This window comes from Bacteroidales bacterium, assembly GCA_035342335.1.
Taxonomy (GTDB): Bacteria; Bacteroidota; Bacteroidia; order Bacteroidales; family JAGONC01; genus JAGONC01.
The window spans coordinates 1-15,961 of sequence record DAOQWY010000016.1 but is presented as its reverse complement, the minus strand read 5'-3'; the positions used below and the strand labels follow the sequence as shown (position 1 = coordinate 15,961).

General features: G+C 47.5%; 17 protein-coding genes and 1 other RNA gene. 10 read left to right on the top strand and 8 right to left on the bottom strand.

Annotated features, from left to right (window positions below; genetic code table 11):
- Nucleotides 1-24: 24 nt before the first annotated feature.
- A complete protein-coding gene (locus tag PKI34_09085; protein ID HNS17960.1) occupies nt 25-633 on the bottom strand; it encodes an L-threonylcarbamoyladenylate synthase in 609 nt (202 codons plus the stop codon).
- A 17-nt stretch (nt 634-650) separates the two neighbouring features.
- An RNA gene (ffs, locus tag PKI34_09080) (signal recognition particle sRNA small type) lies at nt 651-749 on the bottom strand.
- Nucleotides 750-976: 227 nt separating this feature from the next.
- On the opposite strand from ffs, the gene PKI34_09075 reads away from it, so the two are divergent.
- Genes PKI34_09075 through PKI34_09040 form a run of 8 tightly spaced genes read left to right on the top strand, consistent with a single transcriptional unit; the run spans nt 977 to nt 8,073 of the window.
- Nucleotides 977-1,516: a DUF4199 domain-containing protein gene (locus tag PKI34_09075; GenBank protein ID HNS17959.1), complete on the top strand. Its 540-nt coding sequence runs from the start codon at nt 977-979 to the stop codon at nt 1,514-1,516.
- A gap of 14 nt (nt 1,517-1,530) precedes the next feature.
- A complete protein-coding gene (locus PKI34_09070; GenBank protein HNS17958.1) occupies nt 1,531-2,496 on the top strand; it encodes a glycosyltransferase family 2 protein in 966 nt (321 codons plus the stop codon).
- A gap of 27 nt (nt 2,497-2,523) precedes the next feature.
- On the top strand, nt 2,524-3,693 hold the full coding sequence (locus PKI34_09065; protein ID HNS17957.1) for a glycosyltransferase: 1,170 nt from the start codon (nt 2,524-2,526) through the stop codon (nt 3,691-3,693).
- Nucleotides 3,690-4,712: a dehydrogenase gene (locus PKI34_09060; protein ID HNS17956.1), complete on the top strand. Its 1,023-nt coding sequence runs from the start codon at nt 3,690-3,692 to the stop codon at nt 4,710-4,712. Before PKI34_09065 ends, PKI34_09060 begins: the two co-directional genes overlap by 4 nt.
- A gap of 26 nt (nt 4,713-4,738) precedes the next feature.
- A complete protein-coding gene (locus PKI34_09055; GenBank protein ID HNS17955.1) occupies nt 4,739-5,311 on the top strand; it encodes a D-sedoheptulose 7-phosphate isomerase in 573 nt (190 codons plus the stop codon).
- Nucleotides 5,308-6,015, top strand: a complete 708-nt coding sequence (locus PKI34_09050) for a nucleotidyltransferase family protein (GenBank protein HNS17954.1) — start codon at nt 5,308-5,310, stop codon at nt 6,013-6,015. The genes PKI34_09055 and PKI34_09050 overlap by 4 nt, the downstream gene beginning before the upstream one ends.
- Nucleotides 5,990-6,559 (top strand): HAD family hydrolase, encoded by a 570-nt coding sequence (locus tag PKI34_09045; protein HNS17953.1) that lies wholly within the window; start codon nt 5,990-5,992, stop codon nt 6,557-6,559. The genes PKI34_09050 and PKI34_09045 overlap by 26 nt, the downstream gene beginning before the upstream one ends.
- 41 nt (nt 6,560-6,600) lie before the next feature.
- Nucleotides 6,601-8,073 carry a sodium:solute symporter gene (locus tag PKI34_09040; GenBank protein ID HNS17952.1) on the top strand — a complete coding sequence of 491 codons (1,473 nt, stop codon included), beginning with the start codon at nt 6,601-6,603 and terminating at the stop codon, nt 8,071-8,073.
- A gap of 12 nt (nt 8,074-8,085) precedes the next feature.
- On the opposite strand, the gene PKI34_09035 is transcribed toward PKI34_09040, so the two are convergent.
- Genes PKI34_09035 through PKI34_09010 form a run of 6 tightly spaced genes read right to left on the bottom strand, consistent with a single transcriptional unit; the run spans nt 8,086 to nt 13,952 of the window.
- Nucleotides 8,086-9,363: an alginate export family protein gene (locus PKI34_09035; protein ID HNS17951.1), complete on the bottom strand. Its 1,278-nt coding sequence runs from the start codon at nt 9,361-9,363 to the stop codon at nt 8,086-8,088.
- Nucleotides 9,364-9,419: 56 nt separating this feature from the next.
- Complete coding sequence (locus PKI34_09030; protein HNS17950.1) at nt 9,420-10,181, bottom strand: phosphate ABC transporter ATP-binding protein; 762 nt, start codon at nt 10,179-10,181, stop codon at nt 9,420-9,422.
- Between the two features lies 1 nt (nt 10,182).
- Nucleotides 10,183-11,043, bottom strand: a complete 861-nt coding sequence (pstA, locus tag PKI34_09025) for a phosphate ABC transporter permease PstA (protein ID HNS17949.1) — start codon at nt 11,041-11,043, stop codon at nt 10,183-10,185.
- 5 nt (nt 11,044-11,048) lie between these two features.
- A complete protein-coding gene (pstC, locus tag PKI34_09020; protein ID HNS17948.1) occupies nt 11,049-11,948 on the bottom strand; it encodes a phosphate ABC transporter permease subunit PstC in 900 nt (299 codons plus the stop codon).
- Nucleotides 11,949-11,960: 12 nt separating this feature from the next.
- A complete protein-coding gene (locus PKI34_09015; GenBank protein HNS17947.1) occupies nt 11,961-12,947 on the bottom strand; it encodes a substrate-binding domain-containing protein in 987 nt (328 codons plus the stop codon).
- 9 nt (nt 12,948-12,956) lie between these two features.
- Nucleotides 12,957-13,952: a substrate-binding domain-containing protein gene (locus tag PKI34_09010; protein HNS17946.1), complete on the bottom strand. Its 996-nt coding sequence runs from the start codon at nt 13,950-13,952 to the stop codon at nt 12,957-12,959.
- Nucleotides 13,953-14,117: 165 nt separating this feature from the next.
- On the opposite strand from PKI34_09010, the gene PKI34_09005 reads away from it, so the two are divergent.
- Both PKI34_09005 and PKI34_09000 read left to right on the top strand, forming a co-directional pair.
- Nucleotides 14,118-15,233 carry a DUF4831 family protein gene (locus tag PKI34_09005; GenBank protein HNS17945.1) on the top strand — a complete coding sequence of 372 codons (1,116 nt, stop codon included), beginning with the start codon at nt 14,118-14,120 and terminating at the stop codon, nt 15,231-15,233.
- A gap of 62 nt (nt 15,234-15,295) precedes the next feature.
- A complete protein-coding gene (locus tag PKI34_09000; protein HNS17944.1) occupies nt 15,296-15,901 on the top strand; it encodes a Yip1 family protein in 606 nt (201 codons plus the stop codon).
- Nucleotides 15,902-15,961: the final 60 nt, after the last annotated feature.

The following is a 15,961-nucleotide window of genomic DNA, read 5'->3' as shown; positions in this document are numbered from 1 at the left end:
AATATATTCCTGGATATTACAACCTTAAATTTTCCCCTTTCCTTCCCTGATCACCCAAACCTCCTCACCCGTACAGTCAAGGATGGTCGATGGCTGATTGTCGCCGTAGCCACCATCAATCACGATATCGACAAGATCCTTGAATTTTTCATGGATCAGCTCGGGATCGGTTGTATATTCAAGGATTTCGTCTTCATCATACACAGAGGTGGATAAGATCGGATGGCCGAGCTCCTTTACAATCTCAACCGGGATCTTGTTGTCGGGTACCCTGATGCCAACCGTCTTTTTCTTACTTTGAAAAATCTTCGGGACATTGCTGTTGGCATTGAGAATGAACGTAAAGGGACCGGGCAGGGTTGCCTTCATCAACTTATATACGGAATTGTTCAATGGCCTGGCATAATCAGCCAGGTTACTGAGATCGTGGCAGATGAACGAGAAGTTGGCCTTTTCTTTTTTGATCCCCTTTATCCGTGCAACTCGTTCGATAGCCTTGCTTTGGTAAATGTCACAGCCAAGGCCATAGACCGTATCGGTGGGAAAAATGACCACTCCAGCGTCATTCAGGCAGTCCACCACCATTTTAATTTGCCTGGCACTCGGATTTTCAGGATGAATATGCAGTAACATTGGCAAGATTTTGTGAAAAAGGGTAAGCTCCTTATATCGCACCGCTCAACCACCTACCCTTGCTTCCTTCCGAACCTGGGGGAGTTCAGTAGGAGCTGGCCGTATAAGACTTACCCGGTACAAAGATACGATTTCCGGAGGGAATTTTATTAAACAATAGAAATTTTATATGGCATGAAGTTTTTTACCTTTGTTTAAAAAATGGTTGAGAGATGAAGGTTAAGATGTCGGTTTGGTTTAGAGGTGAAGTTCAGGGCCACTCTAAACATAACCCCTAATCCAAACAGGCCGCCTTACCCTTACCCCTAAACCACAAAAAAATATCAACCTTAAGAACGAAAACATGGAAACACAACCCCGCTCTTTGCTTGTTCATTCCCTGATCTATGGTCTGATCCTGGGTGCGCTGCTCATTGTCGTCAGCCTGATCTATTACATTTTGGATGTCAATATGTTTGGCTTGGGCTTCATATTCCTGAACCTGTTCATCATGCTCGCTGTCGTGATCGTTGTCATGCTCCTGGGAGCAAAATCCTTCCGCGACAAGTACCTTGGGGGAAAGATCGATTTCAAACAGTGTTTTTTCATCGGATTGATCATTGGACTGGTAGGTTTTATCATTTCCGTTTTGTATAACTTTATTTTCATGTCGTATATCGAACCTGGGATGATGGAAGAGAGCGTCAACCAATTCATCGAAAAGTGGGGTGACAAGATGACGGAGGAGCAACTGGACGATGCCATCAATAAGATGCAGAGCCGGCTGACCCCGGCATCCCAGATCCGTAGCGGCGCGACCAGCGGCATCATCATGTCGGTGCTGTTCTCCCTGATCGTATCCTTGTTTGTGAAAAAAGACACAGCAGCCAGCGATTTAACCTGATTATTCCGGCGAACATGGACCTGTCAGTCATCATCCCTCTTTACAACGAACAGGACTCGTTAAGCGAGCTGGCCTCCTGGATCACCTCAGCGCTCCGGGACCGAAAACTTTCTTACGAGGTCCTGTTCATAGATGACGGGAGCACGGACCGGTCCTGGGAGATCATCGAGCGGCTCAGCACCGGCGATGAACATTTCAAAGGGATCCGGTTCCGGCGGAATTATGGTAAGTCAGCCGCACTGAATCAGGGATTCCAGGCATGTTCGGGCGATGTGGTCATAACGATGGATGCTGATCTGCAGGACTCTCCCGATGAGATTCCGGCGTTATACGCCATGATTGCGACCCAGGGGTACGATCTGGTTTCCGGGTGGAAAAAGCGGAGATATGATCCTTTCATAAAACGGATGTCATCCAGGCTATACAATTGGACCACGCGGAGAATGTCGGGATTGAAACTGCATGATATGAACTGCGGACTGAAAGCGTATCATAAGGACGTGATCAAGAACATTGAAGTTCATGGTGACATGCACCGGTATATTCCGGTCATTGCCTACTGGGCTGGATTTCGCAGGATAGGGGAGAAGGTGGTGGCTCATCGCAAACGAAAGTATGGGGTAACCAAATTCGGCGTGGATCGTTTCATGAAAGGTTACCTCGACCTGCTTTCCATAACGTTTGTATCACGGTTTGGACGCAGACCCATGCACCTGTTCGGAACCATCGGAACGATCATGTTCGTGGTTGGTTTGCTGGCAGCCATCTATCTTGGAGCCCAGAAGATCTATAACCTGAACCATGGCATCCGGTCCATGCTGATCGCCGACAGTCCCTATTTTTTCATTTCTCTGGCCGCCATGATCATCGGAACTCAGTTGTTTCTGACCGGTTTTCTTGCGGAGATGCTTTCAAGAAGTACCAGCGAAAAAAAAACTTACCTGATTAAAGAAAAAACCGGTTATACGGATAAATCGTAGCTGGTTTTCCACAAAACTCCTGTTTGTATGAAATCAGGTAAAAAAATAATCATCATCGGTTCAGCACACCCTTTACGGGGAGGAGGGATTTCCACCTTCAATGAGCGCCTTGCACAGGCTTTCATGGAACGGGGAGATGAGACAGTGATCTTTTCGTTTCGGTTACAATATCCGTCCATTTTTTTTCCCGGAAAGACTCAATGGACGACCGAGCCACCCCCGGAAGGACTGGATATCCGGGCCAGGATCAACTCGGTGAATCCGTTCAACTGGATACGTACAGGGAGGGAGATCAGCCGGTTGCGTCCCGACCTTGTCATCATCCGTTTTTGGCTGCCCTTCCTTGGCCCCTGTCTGGGAGTCCTGGCACGCATTATTAAACGGAACAGGATCACCCGGATCATAACCATTGCTGATAACATCATCCCACATGAACGGAAACTCTTCGACCAGTTCCTGACAGCCTTTTATGTCAAAAGCTCCGATGGATTTGTCTTCATGTCGCGTTCAGTTATGCAGGACCTGGATCGCTTTGACAGGAATAAACCCCGAAGATATTGTCCTCACCCGCTCTATGATGTCTATGGAACCTGTTTTAACAGGCAAACGGCTTGTGAGATGCTGGGTATCGATCAGAAATACCATTATTTGCTGTTTTTTGGCTTTATCAGAGAATATAAAGGGTTGGACATACTTTTACATGCCCTGGGGAACAAGCGTCTTAAATCGCTTCCTGTTCGCTTGCTCCTTGCCGGGGAGTATTATACCGATCCTGAACCGTATGAGCAGATCATTGAGCAGCATCAGATTGGTGACAGGATCTTGAAATTTACCCAATTTATCCCCAATAGCGAAGTTGGTACGTATTTTTGTGCTGCCGATCTGGTTGTTCAACCTTATAAAAGTGCAACCCAAAGTGGTGTAACTCAGGTAGCCTATTATTTTGATAAACCGATGATCATTACCAATGTGGGAGGGTTGGCAGAGATGGTTCCTGACCGTAAGGCTGGGTATGTGGTTGATCCCGATCCTGACAAGGTTGCCGAAGCGATCGAGGATTTTTTTGTAAACAAGCGGGAAAAAGAATTTGTGCCGTTTGTCAGGGAAGCGAAAAAGAAGTATTCATGGGAAAACATGCTCTTGTCCATTACCGAACTTGAGAAAGAGATTGAAAACCGAAAAGACCCTGGTTCATGATCCGAAGTAAGGCACCTCTGCGCATAAGCCTGGCAGGCGGTGGCACCGACCTTGAAGCGTACGCTGAACGCTATGGAGGAGCCGTCCTGAACGCTACGATCAGCATGTATGCCTATGCAACCATTCTGCCCAGAGCTGACGGTCGCATCGTGATCCGTGCCATCGACAGAAACATTGAGCTGGACACCGCAATGGCTGAAGAGATCGAAACGAAGGAAGGACTTTACCTGCATGCTGGTGTCTATCACCGGATCGTAAAGGAGTTCACAAAGAGGCCGCTTGGATTTGAGCTCACTACGCTTGTTGATGCTCCTCCTGGCTCCGGGCTGGGATCTTCGTCGACCCTCGTGGTGACCATTCTCGGGGCATTTACCCAATGGCTGCGGCTTCCTCTGGGAGAATATGACATCGCACAAATGGCCTATGAGATCGAACGCATCGACCTGAAACTATCCGGCGGCAAGCAGGACCAGTATGCCGCAACCTTTGGAGGCGTCAACTTCATGGAGTTTTATAAAGATAATAAAGTGATCGTCAATCCATTACGTATCAATGAGTCCTACCTGAACGAGCTGTCTTATAACCTCATTCTGTATAACACTGAAGTATCCCGGCTTTCCTCACAGATCATCGAAACACAGCAGAAGAATGTGCTGGAGAATAAAGTGTCGGCCATTGAGGCCATGCATGGGATCAAGGAGCAGGCGATCATGATGAAAGAAGTCCTGCTCAGGGGAGAATTCGAGAAGATCGGGGAGATCCTTGATTTTGGCTGGCATCACAAGAAAAAAATGGCTTCAGGGATAACGAATCCCTACCTTGATGAGATCTATGACACTGCCATGAAATCGGGTGCTACGGGAGGGAAGATCTCGGGCGCAGGGGGCGGGGGATTTATGGTACTTTACTGTCCCAACAATACACGGGGAGAGGTTATCCGTGCCCTCCAGCGTTTTGGCGGGCAGGTAAAACGATACGAGTACACAACATCGGGACTGACGACTTGGAGGAGTCAATGAAACAGCGATTCATTAATACGCACAATATGCTGATCAGCAACATCATACAGGAATCCATTCAAGTCAAGGAACGGATCCTTGGGGATTCCCGGCTTTTAAATACAATTGGTGAAGTAGCTACCGTTTGCACAACTACCCTGCGGGAGGGAGGTAAGGTATTTTTTTGCGGGAATGGTGGCAGCGCAGCCGATGCACAGCACCTCGCTGCTGAACTTTCCGGACGGTTCTATTATGACAGGCCACCTCTGCCCGCCGAAGCGCTCAGCGTCAACACTTCCTACCTGACGGCGGTCGCCAATGATTATTCGTTCGATGAGGTATTTTCCCGCCTTCTCAAGGGTTCAGGCAGGCCAGGCGATCTTCTTGTTGCCCTGTCAACATCCGGAAATTCGGGGAATGTGATCAATGCTTTGCTTACAGCAAGGGAATCGGGAATGATCACGGTAGGACTGACCGGTGCTACCGGTGGTAAAATGAAGCTGCTGTGCGATTACCTGATCAACGTGCCGTCGGATGATACACCCCGTATCCAGGAAGCCCATATTCTGATTGGTCATATCCTCTGTCAGCTGATTGAATCAAGCCTGTTTCCCCGATGATCCCTGAAGTCATCATTCTTGCCGGCGGACTGGGAACACGGCTTAAACCAATTCTTCAGGATACGCCCAAGCCCATGGCACTGATCCGGGGGAAGCCCTTTCTGGGTTACATCCTGGATCAGATCCGGGAATGGGGAATCCACAGGGTCATCCTTTCCGTGGGATATCAATACCAGGATATCCAGTCCTTTTTTTCAACGAGACAGGGAGAGGTTGAGATTATTTATTCCATAGAAAATGAGTTACTTGGAACCGGTGGCGGAATCCTGAACGCCCTGGACCGGACCATTGGGAACGATGTTTTGGTATTGAATGGGGATTCGATGTACAGGATCGGCCTGCAGTCATTTGTTGAGTTTCACACGGCCAGGCACGCCTCGATGAGCATTGCTCTTCTCCACAAGGCGGAAACGCATCGATACGGCTTGGTTGAATTGAATGATCAGCAGCAGGTGACCGGATTTACAGAGAAGAACAGGATCTCTGGTGGCGGATGGATCAATGGAGGCATCTATATGATCAACAGAGACTTTTTCCGGCAGCACAGTCCGGGAGAACGATTCTCGCTGGAAAAGGACTTTTTTCCCCGTTGCGTGCATACGAAACAAATCTACGGTTACCCTGCCAATGGATATTTCATTGATATCGGCACACCTGAATCCTTGAAAAGGGCACAGCATGAGTTTGAGCAATTTGAACATTGACAGGGGATGGACCCTTTTTCTCGACCGTGACGGGATCATCAACCGGCTCCGGGTGGATGATTATGTCAAAAGCTGGGATGAGTTTGAGTTTCTGCCCGGCGTTCTCAAAGCAATACCCGTATTGAATGCCCTTTTTGAACGTCTCATCATCATCACCAACCAGCAGGGGATCGGTAAAGGCGTTGTCAAGCAATCAGCGGTGGAAGAGGTGCACAAAAAGATGCTGAAGATGATCCTGAAAGCGGGAGGAAAGATCCACGGGATCTATGTTTGTCCGTATCTTGAAAGGGAACATCACCCGTGCCGTAAACCCGACACGGGTATGGCTCTTCAGGCGAAGAGCGATTTTCCCCGGATTGATTTCAAACGAAGCATCATGCTGGGTGATTCGGCAAGCGATATGGAACTTGGCCGAAGGTTGGGAATGATTAATATATTGATTGTTAATAATATACAAAATACAATCATCAATAAGAATCTGTATGACTTCACCTATCCGGATCTTTTTTCATTTAGCGAGGAGATTAAAAAATATTACCTTTGACATTTGAAGAACTCGTTTTACCGTAAATTTCCCGCCCCGGTTTGAAGCCTGTTATCATATTCCTGATCTTTCTTGCTTATACGGCATTGTTGTTCTTTGTCACCTGGCTGACGGCAAGACGTGCCACGAACCGTGCCTTTTACATCGGGAACAAGGAATCCCCCTGGTATGTGGTTGCCTACGGTATGATCGGGGCATCCCTTTCAGGCGTGACCTTTATGTCGATACCGGGTTATGTCGGGGATACACAGTTCTCCTATATGATGGTGGTATTTGGATACCTCATAGGTTATTTCACCATTGCCACAGTTTTGTTGCCGTTGTATTACCGACTCAATCTGACCTCCATTTATACCTATCTGGAACAGCGTTTCGGATTCTGGTCCTACAAAACCGGGGCTTTTTTTTTCCTGTTATCCCGGACGATCGGTGCATCCTTTCGTATGTTTTTGGTTGTCAATGTATTGCAAATATTTGTCTTTGATGCATGGGGCATTCCATTTGCGGTGACCACAGCGATTTTTATCATCCTTATCCTTCTGTATACCTTCAAGGGAGGCATAAAAACCATTATCTGGACGGATACGGTACAGACCACCTTCATGCTCCTGGCGCTTATGGTATCCATTTATTTGATCATGAAGAGCATGAACCTGGATCTGGGATCCATGATCCGGAAGGTAACCGGGAGTGATTACAGCCAGATGGTTTTCCACGACTGGCATGACCGCCGTAATTTCATGAAGCAGTTTTTGAGCGGGATCTTCATTGCCATCTGCATGACGGGGCTCGATCAGGAAATGATGCAAAAGAACCTGAGCTGCCGGTCGTTGAAGGAGGCTCAGAAAAACATGTTTTCTTTCAGTTTTTCAGTGGTCTTCATCAACCTGGTTTTTCTGTTCCTGGGTGCCTCCCTGTACCTTTATTCGACCTATAAGGGGATTGCACTTCCTCTAAGGTCGGATGATCTGTTCCCCACCATCGCCATCAATCATCTGGGACCAGTTGCGGGCATTGTATTCGTCATTGGATTGATCTCGGCCGCGTATCCAAGTGCTGACGGAGCCCTCACATCGCTGACCACATCCTTCAGCATTGATTTCCTGGGTTTACCGAAGAAGCAGGATCTCAGTGAGAGGCAAAAAGAACGGATACGGTATCTGGTTCATTTCTGTTTTGCCCTCCTGTTGCTTACGGTGATCGTGGTTTTCCGTGCGATCAACGACCGTGCGGTGATTGACAAGCTCTTCACCATTGCGGGTTACACCTATGGCCCGTTGCTGGGTCTCTTTGCATTTGGCCTGTTCACCCCCTTTGCGGTGAGGGATCGCTGGGTGCCGTGGATTGCCCTTGCCTCCCCTGTCATCTGTTATGTGCTCAGCTCCAACTCGGTCGAATGGCTCAGTGGTTATAAGTTTGGTTTTGAATTACTTATACTTAACGGATTGATCACCTTCTGCGGATTATTGCTTGTTCATAAAGGTAAGGCAGCGGTGACGGGTAAAGGAGCGTGATTCTGATTTCCCCTACATCTTAAGCAGTGTCGGCTTCAGGGTGATCATCAGGTAGAACCAGTGGGAAAACTCTGCACTTCCACTTTTGATGTTGATTTTTTCCAGCGTTTCTTTCGGCAACATAGCTGAATAACCCAGATCGCAGGTCAGGAACTCATTTACTGTATATCTGTATAAAAAATCAAATTCTGATCCCAGCGGTTTATCCCACTCAGCATTTACCTTTTGTGCAAGTGAAAAATAGTGGTAATCCAGCTGGAGGTCATGTTTTTCCGCCAGTTTATATTTTATGTTCAGGTAAATGTCCATCAGTCCGCCGTTGGCCGTACCTTTCGGGAAATTGGTGAAATAATCCATGTAGCCGTAATAGCTGTGACGCATTCCGTAAAACAGTTCGAAAAGATGGTCTTTTTCCGTGTAGGAATCAGAGGTCTCCGTAGCATCCTGGCCGGAAATATAATCCATGCCAGCTCCTACGGTGAATTTATCGAAGGTATAGGAGCCCACGAGGGAAGTCAGGTATGCCTGGACCTGTGTTCCTTTTCTATTGGCTCCATTCTGGTAATAGACGGTTGCTCTAAGTTTCAGGTTGTCTTTTTTGTAGTCGAGGTTGATCCCGTAGGTACCCCTGGTATAAAGAATATGGTAATTATCCGATTTTGTAAATCCGAAAGCGGTTGCGATTGCACCCAGGTTGAGCGATTTGCCGATCAGTTTGTGAAAGTGGGCAAACAGGATCATCTTAATTTTGTCTGATGGATAATCACTGTTGAAGTACAGGTTATCCACGGTGTTGTTCCAGGATCCACCCAGATCAATGTCCCATTTTTTTTCATTCTTATATTTCAACACCAGGGCATCGTAGGTTAGTGCTCCCTGTCCCCAGTTACGTGTTGCAAAGATCCGCCCATCGTCATATACCAGGAATTGCCGTCCTGCTTTGGCTGTCAGCGAGGGGGCGATATACAGTTCAAGCCATCCTTCCGAAAGGTTAATGGAAGCCGAGTTACCCGCGGTACCCGTGCTGGTGTATAGGTCATCGTTTCCCCAGACCCGTACATCCTGAATGGAAATACCGGCACCAAACACCTTGTGTACATAGATTGCTTTTAATCGTGTACGCTGTGAAATGAGAAAAACAGGGTCGTTTGAATCCGTGGCCAGATTTCTGTATCCATTCTGATACTCAAAGCGTGGCCGCAGCTCAGCGCTGAGGGTCAATTGAGCAAATAACTGATTGTCCGTGACCAGAAGTAACCCGACAAAAAAAAGGATTTTAATCGTTCTCATATCTCTGATGATTGATCTTTAATCTTTAATTAATGATTTATAATCATTAATTTACATCAGTACAGCCCTCCCATGATATAGGCTTTTGTCCTTTCTTCTTTCGGGTTGTTGAAGATTTCTTCGGCAGGTCCCTGTTCGATGACCTCACCCAGGTACATGAAGATGATGTTGTCGGCGATGCGTTTGGCCTGACGCAATATATGGGTAACGACAACAATGGTATAATGCTCTTTCAGTTCCATGAATTTTTGTTCAATGGTCTGAGAGGAAAGAGGGTCCAGTGCGGAGGTGGGTTCGTCGGCCAGGATGATCTCAGGATCCACGGCAAGCCCTCGTGCCAGGCAGAGGCGTTGTTGCTGGCCGATGGACAGGCCGGATGCGGGATCTTTCAGCCGGTCCTTGACTTCATCCCATAATCCGACCATTTGCAGGTAACGCTGAACGCGCCTTTCGATCCCTTTTCGGCTTTTCCTGCCACTGATCCTGAGCCCGTATGCTACATTTTTCTGAATACTCATCGGCAATGGAAAAGGACGTTGTGACAGCAGCCCCATTTTTTGCCTGATCTTGGTAATGTCTTCTTTGGGATGGAAGACATCCTCCCCGTCAATCAGGATCATTCCTGACACTTTCATTTCAGGATACAGGTCGGTCAACCGGTTCAGGCTTTTAAGCAGAGTGGTCTTGCCGCAACCCGAAGGGCCCATGATCACCGTGATCCTGTTGGGCGGGATCTTCACGTTAATGTTCTTCAGGATGTGTTGCTTCCCGATGTACAGGTTCAGGTTTTTGACTTCTATCTTGGTATCCTGCTGCATATCACTTGATTTGATTTTTATAAAATTTCCTGGCAAAAATCCTTGATAGTATACTGATGAGCAGAATGATAAAAACAAGAATGGCCGCAGAGGCATACGCCCGGTTCTGCACCTCCCGGATGGGGACGGAAAGTTGAAAAAATATGGCGAGGGGCAAGGTCGCAGTGGGTTGCAACAGAGAGGTTGGCATATGGTCGGTGTATCCGGTGGTAAACAGAACGGAGGCAGCGTCGCCAATGGCACGCCCGAACGACAGGAGTATGGCTGTGACGATTCCAGGTACGGTTTGTCTGAAGAAGATGCGGTAGGCTGTTTCCGACTTTGTGGATCCAAGTGAGTAGGAAGCCTCTACCAGTCCGATCGGGATGGTTTTTATCACCTCATCCATTGCACGGACCATGATAGGCAGGATGAACAGGGTGACTGTAATGATACCTGCCAACAGGGAAGTTTTTAATCCGAAGTAGATCATGAGGGTAAAACCAAAAGCACCATAAACGATGGATGGTATACCCCAAAGCAGGTCAAGGCAAAAACGGATGGCATTGACCCATTTTGTCTTCGACAGCAGGTGGATGTTCATGAAGAGAGCCAGCGGGAGACCGATGACCAGCGCCAGGAAGGTGGATCCTCCTGCAAGGTAGAGTGAGCCAACAATGGCATTCAGGATACCTCCCTCTTTTCCGAAATAAAAGCCTCCCTTGGGCGTCTGGGAAACCATATCCCATGATAACGAAGGCAATCCTTTATAGAAAATGCTGAAAATAATAAGAAAAAGAGTTGCAGCAATGATCATCGAGGAAATGAACATGATCACCCTGAAAAAGATCTCTTCTGTTCTTATGATCGTTCTTCGTTTCATCTTTCTCATCTATAGCGTTCGGTCCTGACGATCAAGACACGGGATGCCAGGTTAAAAATCAAAACTACGATCAGCAGGACAAAAGCTGCCAGCATCAACGCTGAATCATACAGGGGAATGGAGAGCATTTCACCGTAGTTGTTCGCAATCAGTGCAGGCAGTGGATATCCCGGTTCAAAGACGCCGCGGGGTATCTTGGCCACGTTTCCCACCACCATCAGTACGGCGATGGTTTCACCAAACGACCTGGATAATCCCAGTCCAAAGGCAGAGATGATGCCCGGGAAGGCTTTGCGGATATGGATGAATTTAATGGTTTGCCATTTGCTTGCCCCGACCGACAGGGATGCTTCGGTGAGTTCTATCGGTACCGTTCGGAATACTTCGATGAGAATATTCAGTACGAACGGAATGATCATCACTGCCAGCACAATTCCACCGGCCAATATGCTGTATCCTGAGGTCTCGGTGTTAAACAGTGGCGCTATGTGGTTGGAGATCAGGGGTACGATCACCAGTGTTCCCCAGACGCCATAGATCACACTGGGTATGCCCGCCAGGATGTCGATGACCGGGTGCATGATCTTCAAGACCCAGTTGTCGGCATACTGTGTGAGATGAATGGCCGTCAACAGGCAGATAGGTCCGGCAATGAGCAGGGATAGAATGGTGACCCACAAGGAACTGACGATGAACGGAAAAAAGCCGAATTTCCCTGAAAGGGGCTTCCATTGCGAGGAAAACAACAGCTCCCACAGGGAAACATCCTGCAGGATCAGCCTTGACTTAAGGAACAGTCCGATGCCAATCAGAAAGGGCAATATGATCACCAGGACCAGGGCAATCCACATCCAGGTACTGTGTAACCTGTTTCTAAGCTGGCGTGTTATGGAAAGTCCTCTCACCGGATGCAGGGATTATAATCTGGCAAGTTCGGACTGGATTTTTCCGCTGGAAAGTTCCACATAGCCGCACTCGTTTACGATCTTCTGTCCATCGGTCAGGATCCATTTCAGGAAGGCAATCGTGGCTTCATTGGCCGGTTTTCCTTTGGATACGAAATACAGGTCGCGCGCAGGCGGTGACGGGTAGACATCATTTTTAATGGCGGTGATCAGCTCGTCCTGGGTATCATAGAAATTTTCTTCCGGATCGATCAGTCCATTGGCGTTCAGGTCGATCGGTACAACCTCCAGTCCTTCGTATTGTATCCGTGTGGACATATCGTAGGCATAGTTGATGTTGTTAAATCCGATACCCAGCACATCATTTTTGATCGCTTCCGCCATTCCGGGATCACCATAAACGCCTACACCATTAAGGCTTTCCTGGTCCTGTCCCAGGTATTCACCCCAAATCTGGGCTGCCCCGCAGGCATCTGAACGGGTATAGACATTGATCTTTTTACCCACAGATTGAACATCAGGATAAATATCCCAGTACTGCAATTCCTGTGAAAGGTAGATCATCATGAAATGATCCCTGGAAAGACCCTTTGCCTTGATGGCCTGTATGACAGGATTGTTCGCGTTGATGGTCGGAACGACAGCATCTTTCACCACCGCAATGTACCAGGCTCCTTTATCCATTTCCGCCTTGGTGACTCCGCGTGAGAACATCCCCAAATCAACCATTCCTGAAAGGGCGTCGGTCATGCCTTTGCCGGCACCACCGGCAGAGATGTCGATCCGCACCTTCGGATTCAGCTCCATAAAGGCTTCTGCCCATTTAACCGTCATCGGATACAATGCAAATGCACCAGAGATGCTGATGGTACCCTTCAGTTTGCTTTTGGTACCATCATCCTGGGATTTATCCTGCCGCGGCTGGCAACTCAGGAAGAACGCCGGAAACACAGCTGAAATGAGTAAAAAGGTAAAAAAAGTCAATGATTTGTTCTTCATAGGTTCACATTAAGGTTTTTGAATGATAAGTGACTGGTTTTTTAACGTTGCTTCACTGGGAATGATGTATCCTGCATCCTGGATGGTCTGCATCCCGTTTTCATAGATCCAGATAATGAAATCGATGACAAGCTGATTTGCAGGTTTTTTATTGAAAGTCAGACAAAGGGTTGTTGCCGGTGGAAATGGATAAGTTCCATGTTTGATGGCAAAGGAGACCGCCTCCAGGTTATGATAACAGTTCTCAACCTTGTCCATTTTTCCGTTATTGTTCAGGTCAACCGGGATCACAGTCAGGTCATCCATGGGTTCAAGGGTCTTCCTGTCATAAAGATAGCGAATGCTGGCATAGCCGATCCCATAAGTGTTTTTCCTGACGGCCATGATCATTCCTGCCTCTCCGTACACACCGGTTCCAGTCATATTGGCCTGTTGCGTCCCAAGATAGGCTGACCAGATCTCACCTGCCTCGCAGATATCGGTACGGGTAAACGGAAAAATACGGGAGGAAGAATCCGTTCTGGTAAGCTGGCCCCAGTGAGACAGGGAAGCGTCGATGAAGATGTACCTGAACTGACTCTGAGTGATGCCCATGGCTCTGAGTTTTTTCAGGTACGGATTTCCTGCATTGCCAAAAGGAAGGACCGCATCGTAGGCCACCGTCAGTGATAAAAGGCCAGTATCAGGCGGACTATCGATCAGGTTGATCGAGCGCTTATTGCGATCCATGACCCGAAACAGGATATCCGATTGACCGTGCAATGAACTGATGGGTGAAACATCAATCCTTACGTCCGGGTAAATCCAGTTAAATTCAAAAGCCAGTTGTGAAATCAATGGATACAGTTCCTGCGAGCCTGTGATGGTTATGGAAGGAATGTTTTTTCCCGGTCTGTGTTTTCGCTCCTTTCCGGCTTGATCCGAACAGCTTGCCATCCACCAAATACACAGGCAGGACAGTGATAGGCTGATGACATTCAGGAAAGAAAGAGTATTTCTTTTCATCATAAGCAATGAGAAGCCAATAAGGCAAAGGTAAAAAAATCGTTTTGTTTTTGTTTCAATATTTTCTACTTTTGATATCCAATCCACTCATAAATGATGAAAAAGAGACATATAATCCTGATAGTTAGTCTGATACTTGTTTTTTTATCTTCAATTGAGGCTCAGGTGAACGTCACCAGGGTTACGGATGCGGCTGCTTTTACGTCAAAGGAAGGAGCATTTTATTACCTGCCGGGCACATATTTGATAATCGATGTTTGTTACGACCTCGTTGAAAAGACCAGGGGACCTTATGCTGAGTACGCTTTTAAATTTTTAGGACTGGACTCTGTAATCAAGGTAAATGAGACGCATTATGAAATCAAAGACGTACAGTGCCAGGCCCTGACCGGTTTGGATCCCGGTCAGATTTATTTTGTTGAATTCCTGCAGAAGCAGAGCAAAGATCCCCTTGAAATGAACATGATCCTTTCAGATGAGGGGTATCTTACAGAAGTCTCGATGGGAATGGAGCTCTCAGCGCAACCGTTTCCGGAGAAGACAGAAGAATTCAGCAGGCAGACCGTCTCTCAACGTGCAGGCGAGGATCTGCGGTTCAGATACTATGCAACGGACAACCAGATGGTCAAAATCGACACGATCATAAAAATGGTAACCATCGATACGTCTACTTTCAGGGATGTAAGCTACAAAAGATCAACGGCCTACAAGACCATGGAAGAAAGGGCATCGGAAGCGGCAGAATTCATTGCTTCCATTCGCAAGGACAGGTACAAATTGCTCACAGGTTACCAGGAGGTTAATTACAGTAAAGAAACGATGCAGTATATGGATTCCAGATTGCTGGAGATGGAAGATGCCTATCTGTCATTGTTCAAGGGTCATTGCCAGCGGGAATCCTACAGGGCGACCGTAGTGTATTTCCCATTGGCTGATGAAGCCGGTCAGGAAGAAATTGTTCTTTACGTATCCAATACGGAAGGAATTACACGGTCAGCTGCACCGCAGGGGACACCGGTCTTCATCAAAGTTGAACCGGCAGGCGAAATTACCCCTTCCTCCCTGCGTGAGTCGGCCGGACAAGCTGCGTCAGGTCAGGGATTCGTGTTGAGATTGCCCCGGTTATGCCACGTATCTGTGATCTATAAGGGCAGGGAATTGCTCACCAAGGATATGCCCATCCATCAGTTGGGTATCCTCAGTCATTATCCTGCCACTTCAAGGTTTCACTTCAAAATAAATCCAGCGGATGGTTCTGTAAAACATATTGGTATCCGATAAGCGTTTCACGGATGACCATTCAACATAGTGATCGTTTTTTTTAACTTTAAAAATTTGACAATATGAATTTAATTCAACGCGCCAAGAACATCCTGTTCAACCCAAAGGATGAATGGAAGGTTATTGCTGAAGAAACACCTAACGCACAGTCGGTTGTTTTTTCGTATGTATTGCCACTGGCACTGATCCCAGCCATTGCACGGTTCATCGGACTGGGAGTTTTCGGTTTTCATATGGGGCGGTTTGCTGGTATGAGCGGTATCGGATGGGGTCTCGCTTCCGGGATCATTTCATTGATCACCACCATCCTGGCTGTTTACGTAGCTGCTTTGATCATTGATCTCCTGGCACCCTCCTTTAAATCAGAGAAAAATTTCGGGCGCTCGATGCAACTGGTGGGTTATTCAATGACACCCATGTGGGTCGCCGGAATTCTTTACCTGATCCCAGTATTGGGCATTGTTGCTTCTCTTCTGGGTCTGTATGGTATTTATCTTATGTACCTTGGTCTCGGCGATATCAAGAAGACCCCGGAGGATAATAAAGTTGGTTACCTGGTGGTGAGCGCCATCGTTGCCATTGTAGTCATGTGGATCATTTCCGCCGTCCTGATGGTGATCGCAGGCTCCGTATTCTTTGCTGGTCATGCTGCGTACAGGATGTTCTGATGAGAGGAGAGAGGAGAGAGGAGAGAGGAGAAAGGAGAAAGGAGAGAGGAGAGAGGAGAG